At 64.0% G+C, this 14,741-nt stretch carries 12 protein-coding genes and 1 pseudogene; 9 read left to right on the top strand and 4 right to left on the bottom strand.

Going from position 1 to position 14,741, the window contains the following annotated elements; all coding sequences use genetic code 11:
• Positions 1 to 949, bottom strand: a 949-nt coding sequence (locus tag HCZ87_RS15585; protein ID WP_167645128.1) for an NADPH:quinone oxidoreductase family protein, incomplete at its 3' end; no start/stop codon positions are given.
• A 354-nt stretch (positions 950 to 1,303) separates the two neighbouring features.
• Here HCZ87_RS15585 and HCZ87_RS15580 point away from each other — a divergent pair.
• The 3 genes from HCZ87_RS15580 (at position 1,304) to HCZ87_RS15570 (ending at position 4,249) form a co-directional block, all read left to right on the top strand.
• Positions 1,304 to 1,675 (top strand): helix-turn-helix domain-containing protein, encoded by a 372-nt coding sequence (locus tag HCZ87_RS15580; RefSeq protein ID WP_167645126.1) that lies wholly within the window; start codon positions 1,304 to 1,306, stop codon positions 1,673 to 1,675.
• A gap of 267 nt (positions 1,676 to 1,942) precedes the next feature.
• The gene (gene hisN / locus HCZ87_RS15575; protein ID WP_167645124.1) at positions 1,943 to 2,746 is read left to right on the top strand and encodes a histidinol-phosphatase; all 804 of its coding nucleotides are present in this window, start codon (positions 1,943 to 1,945) and stop codon (positions 2,744 to 2,746) included.
• 150 nt (positions 2,747 to 2,896) lie between these two features.
• Entirely contained in the window at positions 2,897 to 4,249 is a 1,353-nt protein-coding gene (locus HCZ87_RS15570) for an 8-oxoguanine deaminase (protein WP_167645122.1), read from the top strand.
• 6 nt (positions 4,250 to 4,255) lie between these two features.
• Here the strand turns inward: HCZ87_RS15570 and HCZ87_RS15565 are convergent, their stop codons facing one another.
• Positions 4,256 to 4,792 carry an NADPH-dependent FMN reductase gene (locus HCZ87_RS15565; RefSeq protein ID WP_167645120.1) on the bottom strand — a complete coding sequence of 179 codons (537 nt, stop codon included), beginning with the start codon at positions 4,790 to 4,792 and terminating at the stop codon, positions 4,256 to 4,258.
• A 116-nt stretch (positions 4,793 to 4,908) separates the two neighbouring features.
• Positions 4,909 to 6,198 carry a guanine deaminase gene (guaD, locus tag HCZ87_RS15560; protein ID WP_167645118.1) on the bottom strand — a complete coding sequence of 430 codons (1,290 nt, stop codon included), beginning with the start codon at positions 6,196 to 6,198 and terminating at the stop codon, positions 4,909 to 4,911.
• A 139-nt stretch (positions 6,199 to 6,337) separates the two neighbouring features.
• Between guaD and mgtE the strand changes: the two genes are divergently transcribed.
• The 5 genes from mgtE (at position 6,338) to HCZ87_RS15535 (ending at position 11,896) form a co-directional block, all read left to right on the top strand.
• On the top strand, positions 6,338 to 7,738 hold the full coding sequence (mgtE, locus tag HCZ87_RS15555) for a magnesium transporter (protein WP_175582284.1): 1,401 nt from the start codon (positions 6,338 to 6,340) through the stop codon (positions 7,736 to 7,738).
• A 32-nt stretch (positions 7,739 to 7,770) separates the two neighbouring features.
• Entirely contained in the window at positions 7,771 to 8,346 is a 576-nt protein-coding gene (locus tag HCZ87_RS15550) for a 5-formyltetrahydrofolate cyclo-ligase (protein WP_167645116.1), read from the top strand.
• A 118-nt stretch (positions 8,347 to 8,464) separates the two neighbouring features.
• On the top strand, positions 8,465 to 9,289 hold the full coding sequence (locus tag HCZ87_RS15545) for a TIGR00282 family metallophosphoesterase (RefSeq protein WP_167645114.1): 825 nt from the start codon (positions 8,465 to 8,467) through the stop codon (positions 9,287 to 9,289).
• A 223-nt stretch (positions 9,290 to 9,512) separates the two neighbouring features.
• Entirely contained in the window at positions 9,513 to 11,291 is a 1,779-nt protein-coding gene (locus HCZ87_RS15540) for an SLC13 family permease (RefSeq protein WP_167645130.1), read from the top strand.
• 134 nt (positions 11,292 to 11,425) lie between these two features.
• Positions 11,426 to 11,896 (top strand): META domain-containing protein, encoded by a 471-nt coding sequence (locus HCZ87_RS15535; RefSeq protein WP_167645112.1) that lies wholly within the window; start codon positions 11,426 to 11,428, stop codon positions 11,894 to 11,896.
• 16 nt (positions 11,897 to 11,912) lie between these two features.
• On the opposite strand, the gene HCZ87_RS15530 is transcribed toward HCZ87_RS15535, so the two are convergent.
• Positions 11,913 to 13,688 carry an SLC13 family permease gene (locus HCZ87_RS15530; protein WP_167645110.1) on the bottom strand — a complete coding sequence of 592 codons (1,776 nt, stop codon included), beginning with the start codon at positions 13,686 to 13,688 and terminating at the stop codon, positions 11,913 to 11,915.
• Between the two features lie 245 nt (positions 13,689 to 13,933).
• Between HCZ87_RS15530 and HCZ87_RS15525 the strand changes: the two are divergent.
• A pseudogene (locus tag HCZ87_RS15525) lies at positions 13,934 to 14,606 on the top strand (YebC/PmpR family DNA-binding transcriptional regulator).
• The last annotated feature ends 135 nt before the right edge of the window (positions 14,607 to 14,741 follow it).

The raw sequence follows: 14,741 nt of genomic DNA, 5'->3' as shown, positions 1-14,741 counted from the left end.
GCATGATCACCTTGCCAGTTGCGATGCGATTGCGCAGCAGATCCAGCCCCTGATGGGTCTCGCTCAGCGGTAGCATGTGGCTGATGTGCGGCGTGATCCGCCCCTCCGCCAGCCAGCGCATCACCTTGGCAAATGTCTTTTGCCCCAGCTCCGGTCGTTGCTGGATCAGCCCACCGATATAAAGGCCGATCACCGTCAGGTTCTTGACCAGCAGGTGATTGGCCGGGATCTGCGGCACCTCGCCACTGGCAAAGCCAATCGGCAGCAGCCGCCCGCCGGGATTGGTGGCACGAAAGGCGGCGGTCCAGGTCTCGCCGCCAATGGTCTCATAGACGACATCGGCGCCGCCCAGTTCCTTCACCTTTGCCCGCAGATCCTCATCGCCGGCGATCAGATGATCGGCGCCGGCGGCCTGTGCGATCGCTAGCTTTTCGGCGCTGCGGGCCTGGGCGATGACGCGGGCGCCCAAGAGCTTGCCCAGTTCCACCGCCGTCAGCCCCACGCCGCCCGCCGCGCCCGTGACCAGCAGGGTCTCGCCGCTGCGCAGCTGCGCCAATGTGTCCAGCGCCAGCAGCCCGGTGCCATAGGCGATCAGCGAAGCCGCCGCCGCCTCATAGCTGACCGCATCCGGAATCTGCACCGCGCGCGCGGCATCAAAGGCGCCAAACTCCGCCAGCCCATCTTTGCCACCATAGATTGCAACGCGATCACCGATGTTGAAATTTGAAATCTGAGAGCCGACCTCAATCACCCGTCCTGCGCATTCCAAACCGGGGGTAAACGGCAGCGCAGGGGTGTCCTGATAGCGCCCGTCAATCATCAGGAGATCGGCAAAGTTCAACCCACAGGCGTGTATCTCGACCAGGATCTGAGACGCGGTGGGGCGCGGGCATTCAGCCTTTTTTATATATCCTTTAGGTGTGTCAGTCCCTATACAAAAGGATAGCATCGCATTTTCCTTCGTTCTGTTCGTCAAGATGTGATTCGGCGCGCGCGTCCCGGCCACCCGGCCAGAGGGACCCTCCCTAGATATAGTGAGGTGCGGAAAAATTCGCACGATACCCAGTTTCATGGAAATTTTTGATGCGTGAAATCATATGTTTGCGTGATAGGCTCGCCTAGGGGGTGTGAGTTTACTTGAATTCAACCAAGAAGGTCGTACACTTTCAACATTACGAAAAACGGTACTGATACACCCGCCTCCGATGACTGCATCTGCGCCATCGGAGCGACCTGCCAGAATTTTGGTGGTCGCTTGGTTTAGCAGTAGGCGTCTGAATGCCTGAATTGGGAGATAACAAAAATGGCACATCCCGTCGATATCCATGTTGGCAAACGCATCCGTCATCGGCGTTGGCTGATTGGTATGACGCAGCAGCAGCTGGCGGAAAAAGTTGGAATTAAATTCCAGCAAATCCAAAAATACGAAACCGGCGCCAACCGCGTCAGCGCCTCCCGTCTCTGGGATATCGCCGACGCGCTGGAGGTCAATGTCAGCTTCTTCTTCGAAGGGCTGGAAGAGGGCGACAAGATCGCCTCTGACAAGGCCCGCGTTCCCGCCGATCTGATGGGCGACAAAGAGGCCCTGGATCTGGTGCGCTCCTATTACGCGATTCCAGAAAACCAGCGCCGTCGGCTGTTTGAGCTGGCCCGCGTGTTGAGCGACGTCGCCTGAGACGACCACTCTGAATGATCTGACCCTGGGGCCACTGATACGATACGGCGCCACCACGACCAGGGTCAGATCCAAGCATCGCCCGTCCCTATGGTCGGGCGTTTTGCGTTTTTGCGTAACGACATGCGTGGCCTGTTGCCGCGACCGCCACCGGGTATGGATCGGGCTCGAACGATACTTGGTCGGTGCCTTTTTCCTTGAATGGCCGGTCCTTGCGTGGCACCCGCTATATCACGCCAAACTGACGCTGTTCCGGGATCTCCTTTGATGACACTCTCCGATCTTGACGTGGCGCGCCGTCTCGCTGATGCCGCGCGTGATGTTATTCTGCCCCATTTTCGCAACGCCGCGACCGAGGCGGACAACAAGCTGACCGAGGGGTTTGATCCGGTGACAATCGCGGATCGCGCCGCCGAGGAGGCCATGCGCAAGCTCCTGGCGGAGCTGAGACCGCAGGACGGCATCCTGGGCGAGGAATTCGGCGCCAAGGCGGGCAGCAGTGGCCGCACCTGGGTGCTGGACCCGATCGACGGCACCCGCGGCTTTATCAGCGGCACGCCGACATGGGGCGTGCTGATTGCCCTGTCGGATGACAGCGGCCCGATCCTTGGCGTGGTCGATCAGCCCTATATCGGCGAGCGGTTCGAGGGGGCTTCGGGCCACGCGCAGGTGGTCGGCCCGCAGGGCACCCACCCTCTGGTTACCCGCAAGACCACCGATCTGGCCGAGGCAATCCTCTTCACCACCTTCCCAGAGGTCGGCACCGAAGCGGATCGCGCGGGCTTTGATCAGGTCGCCCGGCAGGTGAAGCTCACCCGCTACGGCATGGATTGTTACGCCTATGCGCTGCTTGCCGCCGGCACCGTGGATCTGGTGATCGAGGCGGGGCTGAACGCCTATGACATCCAGGCCCCCATCGCCGTGATCGAGGCTGCAGGCGGTGTCGTGACCAATTGGGAGGGCGGGCCAGCCCACAACGGCGGGCGCGCCCTGGCCGCCGCCAACCCGACGATCCACGCTGCTGCGCTGGCTCAGTTGCAGCAAGCCGCGCGCAACGCGCCGGATCTTTAGCGTTTCCTTGAAACTGCTATCGGGGCTGCGCGCTTGCCCAGCCCTGCGTGCGGCGGTAAACCTTCTGGCGTGTCGAGTCCTTATTCCCGTCTTCTGTCGACACGATTTCACCTCCAACGCGAAAACGGGCAGACAGCCGGAGCGTGACCCATGCCATCCACCCTGATCAAAAACGCCGATGTCATCCTGACAATGGACCAGAGCCGCCAGATCCTGCGCGCTGCGGATATCCGTCTGCGCGATGGCGTGATCACCGAGATCGGCCCCGGTCTGCGCGCTGATCCGCACAGCGGCGAAGAGGTGATGGATGCAAGCGGCACCGTGGTGACGCCGGGCCTCGTGAACACGCATCACCACCTCTATCAGAACCTCACCCGCGCGGTGCCAGGCGGGCAGGACGCGCTGCTGTTTGGCTGGCTGCAACGGCTCTATCCGATCTGGGCGCGCATGGGGCCGGAGCATCTGCATGTCTCCACCCAGCTGGGGCTGGCCGAGCTGGCGCTCTCGGGGTGCAGCCTCAGTTCCGATCACCTCTATCTCTATCCCAATGGCGCGCGGCTGGAGGACACCATCCATGCGGCGGCAGAGATCGGCCTGCGGTTTCATCCCACCCGTGGCGCCATGAGCATCGGCGAAAGCGCGGGCGGGCTGCCGCCTGACAGTCTGGTCGAATCCGAGCCCGCCATTCTCGACGATATGATCCGGGTGGTGGATCGCTTCCACGACGCGGGCGAGGGCGCCATGTGCCGGGTGGGCCTCGCGCCCTGTTCGCCCTTTTCCGTGAGCCGGGAGTTGATGCGCGACACTGCTCTTCTGGCGCGCGACAAGGGGGTGATGCTGCATACCCATCTGGCCGAAAACGACGAGGATATCGCCTATAGCGAGGCGCAGTTTGGCTGCCGCCCCGGGCAATATGCCGAAGATCTCGGCTGGACCGGCGATGACGTCTGGCATGCCCATTGCGTGAAGCTTGACGCGCAAGAGATTGACCTCTTTGCCAAAACCCGCACGGGCGTCGCCCATTGCCCCTGTTCCAACTGCCGCCTCGGCAGTGGCATCGCACCCCTGCGCCAGATGCGGGACGCCGGGGTCAAGGTGGGGCTCGGGGTTGATGGCTCCGCCAGCAACGACATGGCCAATCTCTGGGATGAGGCCCGTCAGGCCATGCTGTTGCAGCGGGTCAGCCTGGGCGCCGATGCGATGTCCGCCTATGAGGCGCTGGAGATTGCCACCCGCGGCGGCGCCGATGTGCTGGGCCGCCCAGATTGCGGCCGCCTCGCGGTGGGCAAGCGCGCCGATATCGCGATTTGGGATGTCTCCGGGCTGGCCTCCAGCGGCAGTTGGGACCCGGCGGCGCTGGTGCTTGCTGGCCCCAGACAGGTGCGCGATCTCTTTGTCGAGGGGCGGCATCTGGTCCAGGACGGCAGGCTCACCACATTGGACCTGCCCGCGCTGATCCGGCGGCATGGTGACATGACCCGCGCCCTGGCAAACGGCGACTGAGCCGCCTCAGACCAGCCCGGCGCGGCAACGCCCGGCGAACTCACTCAGGAACCGCTCAACCTTCTGGCGGGCCTCGGGCTGTTGCAACAGCGCGGCGATCTCCTCGGGGCTGTGCTTGAGCACGTCAAAGCGCAGGAACGGCTCGGGCGCAAAGCGCTCGCTCACCGTCGACAGCACCAGCCGCAGTTGCGCCAGCATGTCGTCGCCCCGGTGCGAGCCATGGATCAGCGCGACCGGCTTGCCGATAATCTCTGGGCGCGACACCAGCCAGTCGATGGCGTTTTTCAACCCGCCGGGAATCGCGCGCACATACTCTGGGCTGGCGATGATCAGCCCGTCGCTTTGCGCGATCTGATCGGCAAACCCCTGCACCATCTGTGGCAGCGGCGCGGCCTCCAGATCCGGCGAAAACACCGGCAGCCGCGCCAGCCCGTCAAACACCTCGATCTGCATGCCCTGCGGCGCCATCTGCGCCACCGCGCGCAACAGCGCCGTATTGGTCGAGGCCATGCGCGCACTGCCCGAAATCGCAAGAAATTTCATGTATCTGTCCAAAATGCTCGATCTCAGATTGATGGGTCAATCAAGAGTGATGCCTTCATCTTTTTCCCAAATATCCCGGGGGAGAGGCGCCCCGGCGCCGAGGGGGCAGCGCCCCCTCACACAACCTTGCGACCCGCGATGCGCACCTCGGCGATGGCGCGGTCGTCGCCCATCATCAGGGTGGGAAACACCGCATCCCAAAGATCACGCGCCTCGGCGGCGCGCTGGGCGATGGCGGGTGTCGAGGCCAGATCCAGCACCACCAGATCCGCCTCCATTCCGACCGCCAGATTGCCGATCTTATCTTCCAGCCGCAGCGCAGCGGCAGAGCCCTGGGTGGCCAGCCACAACAGCTGCGTTGCATGCAGTGGCAGGCCGCGCAGCTGCGACACCTCATAGGCTGCCGCCATGGTGCGCAGCATCGAAAAACTCGACCCGCCGCCGGTATCCGTGGCCAGCCCGATCCGGTGCCCTGCCGCCATCAGCCCCCCCATGTCAAAGAGGCCAGAGCCGATAAATGTGTTGGAGGTCGGGCAATGGATCAGGCTCGCGCCGACCTCGCGCAGGCGATCCTTCTCGCGTTGCTCCAGGTGGATGGCATGGCCAAACACCGCGCCTTTGCCCAGCAGCCCATAGCGCTCGTAGGTATCCAGATAATCCCGCGCCTCGGGAAAGAGGCCGCGCACCCATTCGATCTCGTCCAGCTGTTCGCTCAGGTGGGTCTGCATCAGGCAATCGGGGTTGGCGGCCCAAAGCGCGCCCAGGGCCTCCAGCTGTTCCGGTGTGGAGGTGGGCGAAAACCGCGGCGTGATCGCATAGGACAGCCGATCCACCCCATGCCAGCGGGCAATCAGCGCGGCGCTGTCGTCATAGGCGCTTTGGGCGCTGTCGCGCAGCCCCTCGGGGGCGTTGCGGTCCATGCAGGTCTTGCCTGCCACCAGCCGCTGCCCGCGCGCCTGTGCCTCGGTGAACAGCGCCTCGGCGCTCTCGGGGTGGATGGTGCAATAGCTCGCCACGGTGGTGGTGCCACAGGCGGTGGTCAGATCCAGATAGCGCGCCGCGATCCTGGCCGCATAGGCAGCATCGCCAAAGCGCATTTCCTCGGGGAAGGTATAGGTGTTGAGCCAGTCAATCAGCCGCTTACCCCAGCTCGCGATCATCGCGGTCTGCGGATAATGCACATGCGAATCGACAAAGCCGGGCAGAATCACCCGCTCGCCATGATCGACGATCTGCGCGCCGGGCAGCGCCTTCACCAGCGCCGCCTTGCTGCCAAGCGCGATGATCTTGCCGCCCCGCAGCCCCAGGGCCTCATGCTGCTCCACCGCGGCCTCGGGCGAGGAAACGGCAAAGGGCGAGGCTGCAAAAGACAGCACCCGGCCGGTGAGTATGAGATCTTGTTCCATTAAAGCGTCGCACCTGTTGTCAAATCATGCGGGCACAGGATAGGCGTCAGGAGCGCGAGGGTAAATTGCTGTCGGGGCGTTGTTTTCCCCTGTCGGCTTCTTTTACACATATAAGTTCAGAAAAACCGGAGGGCTGCGGATGACCACAGGCGAAAACACCCCCGAGATCGAAGCCGCGGCCTCTGACGACGCCCCCGACGCTTACGAGCTTGATCGAAAGCTGGTTGCGCAGATTCTCTTTGCGCTGGAGCGCGATGAGCGCGACACGCTGGTCGCGCTGATGGAGCCGCTGCACCCGGCGGATATCGCCGACCTTCTGGAACAGGTTAACGCGTTTGACCGGGGCCGGCTGATTCGCCTCTATGGGCGCGAGTTCGACGGCGACATCCTGTCGGAACTGGATGAATCCATCCGCGAGGAGGTCATCGCCGCCCTGAACCCGCAGGTTCTGGCCGATGCGGTGCGGGAGCTGGACAGCGACGATGTGGTTGACCTGCTGGAAGACCTCGAAGAGCCCCAGCAAGAGGCCATCCTGGGCGCCCTGGAAGACAGCGACCGCGCCGCGGTGGAACAATCGCTGGCCTATCCCGAAAGCTCCGCCGGCCGCTTGATGCAGCGCGAGGTGGTGACCGCGCCGGAACATTGGACGGTCGGCCAGGCCATCGACCACATGCGCGAGGCCGAGGAGCTGCCGGAGCAATTCTATCACATCGTGGTGGTGGATCCGCGCCTGCATCCCATCGGTCAGGTCACGCTGGGCCGGCTGATGAGCGCGCGCCGCACAAGGCCGCTGATGGAGATCATGGAAGAGACCTTCCAGATCATTCCCGCCGGGCAGGACGAGGAAGATGTCGCCTATGCCTTCAACCAGTACCACCTGATTTCCTCGCCGGTGGTGGACGAGGACGGGCGGCTGGTCGGGGTGATCACCATCGACGACGCCATGATCGTGCTGGACGAGGAACACGAAGAAGACATCCTGCGCCTTGCCGGGGTCGGCGAGGGCAGCCTCTCGGACAATGTGACAGAGACGACCAAACAGCGCTTTCCCTGGCTGGCGGTCAACCTGGTGACCGCGATCTTTGCCTCGCTGGTGATTGCCCAGTTCGAAGCCACCATTGCGCAGTTTGTGGCGCTGGCGGTCTTGATGCCGATTGTCGCCTCGATGGGCGGCAATGCGGGGACGCAATCGCTGACGGTGGCGGTGCGGGCGCTGGCAACCCGCGACCTCACCGGCTCCAACGTCTGGCGGGTGATCCGGCGCGAGGTGCTGGTGGGGCTGATCAATGGCGCGATCTTTGCTGTCGCCATGGGGGTGATCGGCGTGGTCTGGTTCGGCACACCGATGCTGGGCGTGGTGATCGGTGCCGCAATGGTGATCAACCTGGTCGTCGCCGGGCTCGCCGGAACCGTGATCCCGGTTATTCTCGACCGTATCGGAGTGGACCCGGCGCTGGCCTCGGGGGCCTTTGTGACGACGGTGACGGATGTGGTGGGGTTCTTCGCCTTTCTGGGGCTGGCCGGGGCGATATTGCTCTGACATTGTGACGCAGGAGCAAGAGGATACGCGGCATGGCGAAGGCAGAAACAGACCTGGCAGAGATCAAGGCAGCCGCCCGCAAGGCGGCCTTTGCGCGCCGCAAGCAGGCGTTTGACACGCAGGCTCCGGGCGCGGCGGGCCATCTGGCCGAGGTGCTCGCCGGCTATCGCGGCGTGCCGCTGGCCGGCTATATGCCGATCCGCACCGAAATCGACCCGGTGGCAGTGATGGCCGAGGCGGCAGCCCATGGCCCCGTTGGCGTGCCGGTCATTCAGGGCGCGGGCCTGCCGCTGGAGTTCAGTCGCTGGCAGCCGGGTGGTGCCCTGCGCGAGGGCCCCTTTGGCGCCAAAGTGCCCGAGGTGGACGATTATTTCGATCCCGAAATCCTCATTGTGCCGCTGGTGGGCTTTGATGCACGCGGCGGGCGGCTGGGCTATGGCGGCGGCTTTTATGACCGCACGCTGGAACGGCTGCGCAGCCGTCGCGCCACCCTGGCCATCGGCTTTGCCTTTGACGCGCAAGAGGCCGAAGAGCTGCCGCTGGAGCCCACCGACCAGCCGCTCGATATGATCGTCACCGAGAGCCGGGTGCTGGATCTGAAGCGCTGAGGCGGCGGCATTCTGGCGCTGCGGACATGCGGGGAAAATGGCCGGGCTGGCTGTGGCTTGTGGCAGGCGCGGTTATTCTCCCTTGTGGCGCGACACGACAGGGCCTATTCGGGGCGGCATGCGAATTCTGTTTCTAGGTGATGTGATGGGCCGCGCGGGACGTGCGGCGATATCCGAGACCCTGCCGCGTCTGCGTGAAGACTGGCGGCTGGATTTTGTCGTGGTGAATGGCGAAAACGCCTCCAACGGCATGGGGCTGTCCGGCGATCACGCCAAGATCCTGTTTGAGGCGGGCGCCGATTGCGTCACGCTGGGCGATCATGCCTTTGATCAAAAGGACATGCTGCAATATATCGAGCAGGACAGCCGACTGGTGCGGCCGCTGAACTTTGCCAAGGGCGCGCCGGGGCGGGGCCATCGGCTGTTTACGGCGCGCGGCGGGCAAAAGGTGCTGGTGCTGCAAGCGCTGGGCCAGGTCTTTATGAAACGCCCGTTTGATGATCCCTTCGGCGCAGTCGAGGCGGTGCTGAAATCGCACCCGCGCGGCGGGCTGGCGCAGGCGATCATTGTCGATATGCATTGCGAGGCCACCTCCGAGAAGATGGCCATGGGGCATTTCTGCAATGGCAAGGCCTCGCTGGTGGTGGGCACCCATACCCATGTGCCAACGGGCGATGCGCAGATCCTGGAGGGCGGCACCGCCTATCTGTCGGATGCGGGCATGTGCGGCGATTACAACTCGGTCATTGGCATGGACAAGGCCGAACCGATGCGCCGCTTCCTGACCGGCATGGCAAAGGGGCGCTATACCCCGGCCACGGGAGAGGCGACCCTCTCCGGCGTCTATATCGAGACCGATGACCGCACCGGTGTCGCCAAGCGGGTGGAGATGGTGCGACAGGGCGGGCGGCTGCAACAATGCGGCCCGGTCGCTGCCTCGTAGATCTGACGCAGGAGGGGGGTGCTCCCGCCCGTCGTCCTGCTTTTTGACAAAAGCCATCCTCCCGTTGGGCCGGGCGGGAGCGCCACCGGTCGCATTGCTTTGATTCATTTCAACAGGTCCCCAGCCTAAATGCTTGCTGCGGCGCGACAGATCGGGGAAACTGTGCGTCGGCTGAAGCGCCGCCCAACAAGAGGCGCGCGCAACCGTGGCATATTGGATCGGCATGTTTCTCTTTCAGACGGGTGACACCACAGGGGCTATCGTTGCGCTGTTGATCGTGCTGGCCATGTTCGTGGCCTTCCTGCGTGAAAGCTATCCGACCGAGGTGGTCGCGATTTGCGGCGTCGCGGCGATGCTGATCACCGGGGTGCTGCCCTATCAGGAGGCGCTGCCGGTGCTGGCCAATCCGGCCCCCTGGACGATTGCCGCCATGTTCCTGATCATGGGCGCGCTGGTGCGCACTGGCGCGCTTAATGCCTTTACGGCGCTGGCCCGCAAGAAGGCGGAGGTCAGCCCGAAGCTGGCGATCGCGCTGCTGATCGGATTTGTGGTGGTGGCCTCGGCCTTTGTGTCCAATACGCCGGTGGTGGTGGTGATGATCCCGGTGTTCATCCAGATCTCTCGCACGATGAACACATCTGCCTCCAAGATGCTGATTCCGCTGTCTTATGCGGCGATCCTCGGCGGCACGCTGACCCTGATCGGCACCTCCACCAACCTGCTTGTGGATGGGGTCGCCCGCGCGCAGGGGCTGCGCCCCTTCACCATCTTCGAGGTCACGCCGCTGGGCGCGATCCTGGTGGTCTGGGGCATCATCTACCTGCGCTTCATCGCGCCGCGCCTGCTGCCGGAGCGCGACAATATGGCCTCGCTGTTGTCGGATCGCTCCACCATGAAGTTCTTTACCGAAGCGGTGATCCCGCCGGAGAGCAACCTCATCGGCCGCGAGGTCACCGGCGTGCAGCTGTTCAAGCGCCAGGGCGTGCGGCTGATCGACGTGATCCGGGGCGACCAATCGCTGCGGCGCAACCTGCAAGGGGTTATGCTCCAGGTCGGCGACCGGGTGGTGTTGCGCACCAAGATGACAGAGCTTCTGAGCCTGCAAAGCAACAAGGAGCTGAAGCGCGTCGATCAGGTCTCGGCAGTGGAGACCAAAACCGTCGAGGTGCTGATCACCCCGGGCTGCCGCATGGTGGGCCGCAGCCTCGGTGCCATGCGTCTGCGGCGGCGCTACGGTGTTTATGTGCTGGCGGTGCATCGGCGCAATCAGAACATCGGCGTGCAGCTGGATGATCTGGTGGTGCGGGTCGGCGATACGCTGCTCCTGGAGGGTGCGCCGGAGGACATCCAGCGGCTGGCGATCGACATGGATATGGCCGAGGTCTCGCAACCGGCGCAGCGCGCCTATCGCCGCAGCCACGCGCCGGTGGCCATGATCGCCATGATCGGCATCGTGATTGGCGCGGCCTTCGGGCTGGCGCCGATCTTCCTGCTGTCGATCGTGGCGGTGGCGGTGGTTCTGGCCACCCGCTGTATCGACGCGGATGAGGCGTTCTCCTTCGTTGATGGGCGGCTGCTGGCGCTGATTTTCTCGATGCTGGCGATCGGCGCGGCGCTGCAAAGTTCCGGCGCGGTGCAGATGATCGTCGATGTGTTCGCGCCGTATCTGATGGACCTGCCACCCTTCTTGCTGATCTGGGCTGTCTATCTGCTGACCTCGGTGCTGACCGAGCTGGTCTCGAACAACGCGGTTGCGGTGGTGGTGACCCCCATCGCGGTCGGGCTGGCGCAGGCGATGGGGCTGGACCCCAGACCGCTGGTGGTGGCGGTGATGATTGCGGCTTCGGCCTCCTTTGCGACGCCGATCGGCTATCAGACCAATATGCTTGTCTACGGGCCGGGCGGCTACAAGTTCTCGGATTTCCTGCGCGTGGGAATCCCGCTGAATCTGAGCATGGGGCTGCTGGCCTCGGCGGTGATCCCCTATTTCTGGCCGCTTTAGCGCCGCAGACCTCGCCGCCCACATGCGCGTGTTTTCGCCCATTGGGCGACTTGCTGCGGTGCGTTGACTTGTTGTTCATCCCTATGATGCCCACCTAAAGATCTGAAGTGCAGCATCAGGCTGGGACAGGACCCATGTTGACAACCCGTAGAAGTTTTATCGCCGCGATCATGGTCGCCGCCTCCGCCATTGTTATCGGCGTGCAGACCCGTGCCACCGAACCCTTGACCGTACCGCTCAGCGGAACCGAGTGGACCCTTGCCGATATCAACGGCGCGCCGCCGCTTGAGGGGCGTGAAACATCGGATCTGCGGTTCAGCGAGGATGGCGATTTTACCACCAGCGCTGGCTGCAACCGCTTTCACGGCACCGCCCGGATCGAGGGCGACCATATCCGCTTTCCCGACAAGCTGGCCGGCACCATGATGGCCTGCCCGGAAGGGCTGGCAGCGCAGGAGGAGACAGTGCTGTCGCTCCTGGCAAAGGTGCGCAGCTTTGAGCTGGAACCGCAGGCGTTGATCCTTCTGGACGCGCAGGGCACATCGCTGCTGCGCTATCACCACCAGGACGAGGGCGGCGAGGCGCTGGTCGACACCAAGGGCTGACGCGTTTGTTCTGGCCTCACAAGGGCCAGAACAGCAGGATTGCCGGCACCGACACCGCAACCACCAGGATCTCCAGCGGTAGCCCCATCCGCCAGTAATCGCCAAAGCGATAGCCCCCGGGGCCCAGCACCAGCGTGTTGTTCTTATGGCCGATGGGGGTCAGGAAGGCCGCCGAGGCCGCCACCGCCACCGCCATCAAGAACGGATCGGCAGAGACATCCAGCGCCTTGGCCATGGAAATCCCGACCGGCGCCGCAACAATTGCGGTGGCGGTGTTGTTCAACACATCCGACAGCGTCATCGTCACCACCATCAACACCGTCAGGATCGCCCAGGCGGGCAACCCCTGCGTCAGCCCCACCAGCGCATGCGCCAGAAGCTCGGTGCCGCCTGATTGCTCCAACGCCTGTCCCAGCGGGATCATCGAGCCCAGAAGCACCACCACTGGCCATTCCACATGGTCGTAGAGCTCGGTGACCGGCAGGATCTTCAGGAGCACATAGCCCACCGCCACCAGCCCCAGCGCCACCGGCAGGTATAGTAACCCGACCGAGGCCGCCAGCACGGCAGCGGCAAACAGGCCAATCGCCCACCAGGTCTTGTCATTGGCGGTGACCGAAAGCCCGCGCGCCGCCAGCGGCAGGCAGCCCAGCCAATCGGCCACCTCATTGCCGCGATCCCGCGGGCACAGCAGCAAGAGGATATCGCCCGGCACCACTTCGGTCTGGCGGATGTGTCGCTGCATGCGCTGGCCCTGGCGCGCGATGCCCAGCAGCACCGCGCTTTGCCGCCAGGCCAGCCCGACGCCCTGCGCACTGCGCCCCGCAATGCGAGCGGAATCGGTGACCACGACCTCGACAAGCTCCAGCCCGTCACCTGCGGCCTTCAGCTTCTCTTCGCGCGCGGCGTCGGAAAAATCGAGATGCAGCGCTGCGCGAAATTCATCCAGCGCTTCGGGCGTGGCCTCCAGCACAATGGTATCGCCCGCCTGCAACAGCGCCCCCGAGGCCCGCCCGTAGCGCCGTTTGCCGCCGCGGATCAGGCCGAGGATCGCCACATCCGCCTTTTCCGCCTCGCTCTCCAGACTGCCCAGACGCTGTCCAAGCAGCTCCGAGCCCTCCGGCACGGTCAGCTCGGCAATATAGGGCGCCAGCTGACGGTCACTGGCCCCGGCCGCCCCGCTGCGATCCGGGATCAGCCGCCAGCCGAAAAGCGCCACAAAGGCAAGCCCCGCCGCCGCCGCGACCAGCCCGACAGGGGCGAAGTCAAACATCCGAAAGGGTTCGCCCAGCGTGTCATGGCGAATGCTGGCAATGATGATATTGGGCGGCGTGCCGATCAGCGTCACCATGCCGCCCAGAATGGTGGCAAAGGACAGGGGCATCAGGCTCTTGCCCGGCGCGCGCCCGGCCTTGCGCGCGGTCTGGATATCCACCGGCATCAGCAGCGCCAGCGCGGCCACATTGTTCATAAAGGCCGAGAGCACCGCGCCGACGCTGCCCATCAGGGCGATATGCAGCCCCAGCGCGCGGCTTTGATCCACCAGCGTGCGGGTGATCAGATGCACCGCGCCGGATTTCACCAGCCCGGCAGAGACAATCAACACCAGCGCCACCACCAGCGTCGCCGGATGGCCGAAGCCGGAAAACGCGTCCTTGGTCTGCACCACCCCCAAGACCACGGCGACCATCAGCGCGCCAAAGGCCACCAGATCGTAGCGAAAGCGCCCCCAGAGCAGCAGGGCAAATACGGCGCCAAACAGCGCAAACAACAGGCTTTGGTCCAGCGTCATCGGGATCCCTCGGCAGGTTCTGGCGCCATGGCTCCCATAAAACTGACCGCCCCCGCAACCGGGAAATCGCGCGCCACAGCGATTTCACCTTGCCCCAAATACCTCGGAGCGCGAGGCAGAGCCTCGCAAAATCCCTGCCGCAGGCCCGAGCAAACCGCCTGCACCGGGCATGAGCGCTTGAAAGCCTGGGTCTTGCGGGGCTATATGAGCGCCAGTTTCTGAATTCAATAAATCAAGGATGCACCATGGCAGGCCATTCAAAATGGGCGAACATCCAGCACCGCAAAGGTCGCCAGGATGCTGCGCGGTCCAAACTCTTCTCCAAACTCTCCAAGGAGATCACCGTCGCCGCCAAGATGGGCGACCCCGATCCCGAGAAGAACCCGCGCCTGCGTCTCGCGGTGAAGGAAGCCAAGTCGAACTCTGTGCCCAAGGACGTGATCGACCGCGCCATCAAGAAGGCCACCGGCGGTGATGCCGAAAACTATGACGAGATCCGCTACGAGGGCTATGGCCCCAATGGCGTGGCGGTGATCGTGGAAACCATGACCGACAACAAGAACCGCACCGCCTCCAACGTGCGCTCGACCTTCTCCAAGAACGGCGGCAACCTGGGCGAGACGGGGTCTGTCGGGTTTATGTTCGAACGCAAGGGCGAGGTGACCTATCCGGCGTCCGTGGGTGATGCGGATACGGTGATGATGGCAGCGATCGAGGCCGGCGCCGAGGATGTGGAAAGCTCTGAGGAGGGCCACTCCAGCTATTGTGCCGACACCGAGCTGAACGAGGTCGCCACCGCGCTGGAGGCGGAACATGCAAAAGCTGATGCGGCTGGTGGATGCGCTGGAAGATGATGATGACGTGCAGCGCGTCACCACCAACTTTGAAGCTTCCGACGAGGTCATGTCGCAGCTCTGAGCAAGCGCAGACATCCTGATCCGAGATGCAGCCCTGCCGGGATCGGCGGGGCTGTTTTTATGTAAACGTCGGGGCGTGACCTAGGACCACAGGCCCCGGATGAGGGTTTGCGCTGCGCTTCGCGCATCGCCGGGG

Origin of the sequence: Phaeobacter sp. HF9A (genome assembly GCF_011806385.1) — a bacterium.
GTDB lineage: Bacteria > Pseudomonadota > Alphaproteobacteria > Rhodobacterales > Rhodobacteraceae > Epibacterium.
Note: the sequence above shows the minus strand (reverse complement) of the source record. Positions and strands in the feature narration are given on the sequence as shown.

Excerpts from the sequence above, each read along its gene's own strand:
- HCZ87_RS15580 (WP_167645126.1), top strand. The coding sequence starts at position 1,304 with ATGGCACATCCCGTCGATATCCATGTTGGCAAACGCATCCGTCATCGG.
- hisN (WP_167645124.1), top strand. The coding sequence starts at position 1,943 with ATGACACTCTCCGATCTTGACGTGGCGCGCCGTCTCGCTGATGCCGCG.
- HCZ87_RS15570 (WP_167645122.1), top strand. The coding sequence starts at position 2,897 with ATGCCATCCACCCTGATCAAAAACGCCGATGTCATCCTGACAATGGAC.
- HCZ87_RS15565 (WP_167645120.1), bottom strand. The coding sequence starts at position 4,792 with ATGAAATTTCTTGCGATTTCGGGCAGTGCGCGCATGGCCTCGACCAAT.
- guaD (WP_167645118.1), bottom strand. The coding sequence starts at position 6,198 with ATGGAACAAGATCTCATACTCACCGGCCGGGTGCTGTCTTTTGCAGCC.
- mgtE (WP_175582284.1), top strand. The coding sequence starts at position 6,338 with ATGACCACAGGCGAAAACACCCCCGAGATCGAAGCCGCGGCCTCTGAC.
- HCZ87_RS15550 (WP_167645116.1), top strand. The coding sequence starts at position 7,771 with ATGGCGAAGGCAGAAACAGACCTGGCAGAGATCAAGGCAGCCGCCCGC.
- HCZ87_RS15545 (WP_167645114.1), top strand. The coding sequence starts at position 8,465 with ATGCGAATTCTGTTTCTAGGTGATGTGATGGGCCGCGCGGGACGTGCG.
- HCZ87_RS15540 (WP_167645130.1), top strand. The coding sequence starts at position 9,513 with ATGTTTCTCTTTCAGACGGGTGACACCACAGGGGCTATCGTTGCGCTG.
- HCZ87_RS15535 (WP_167645112.1), top strand. The coding sequence starts at position 11,426 with ATGTTGACAACCCGTAGAAGTTTTATCGCCGCGATCATGGTCGCCGCC.
- HCZ87_RS15530 (WP_167645110.1), bottom strand. The coding sequence starts at position 13,688 with ATGACGCTGGACCAAAGCCTGTTGTTTGCGCTGTTTGGCGCCGTATTT.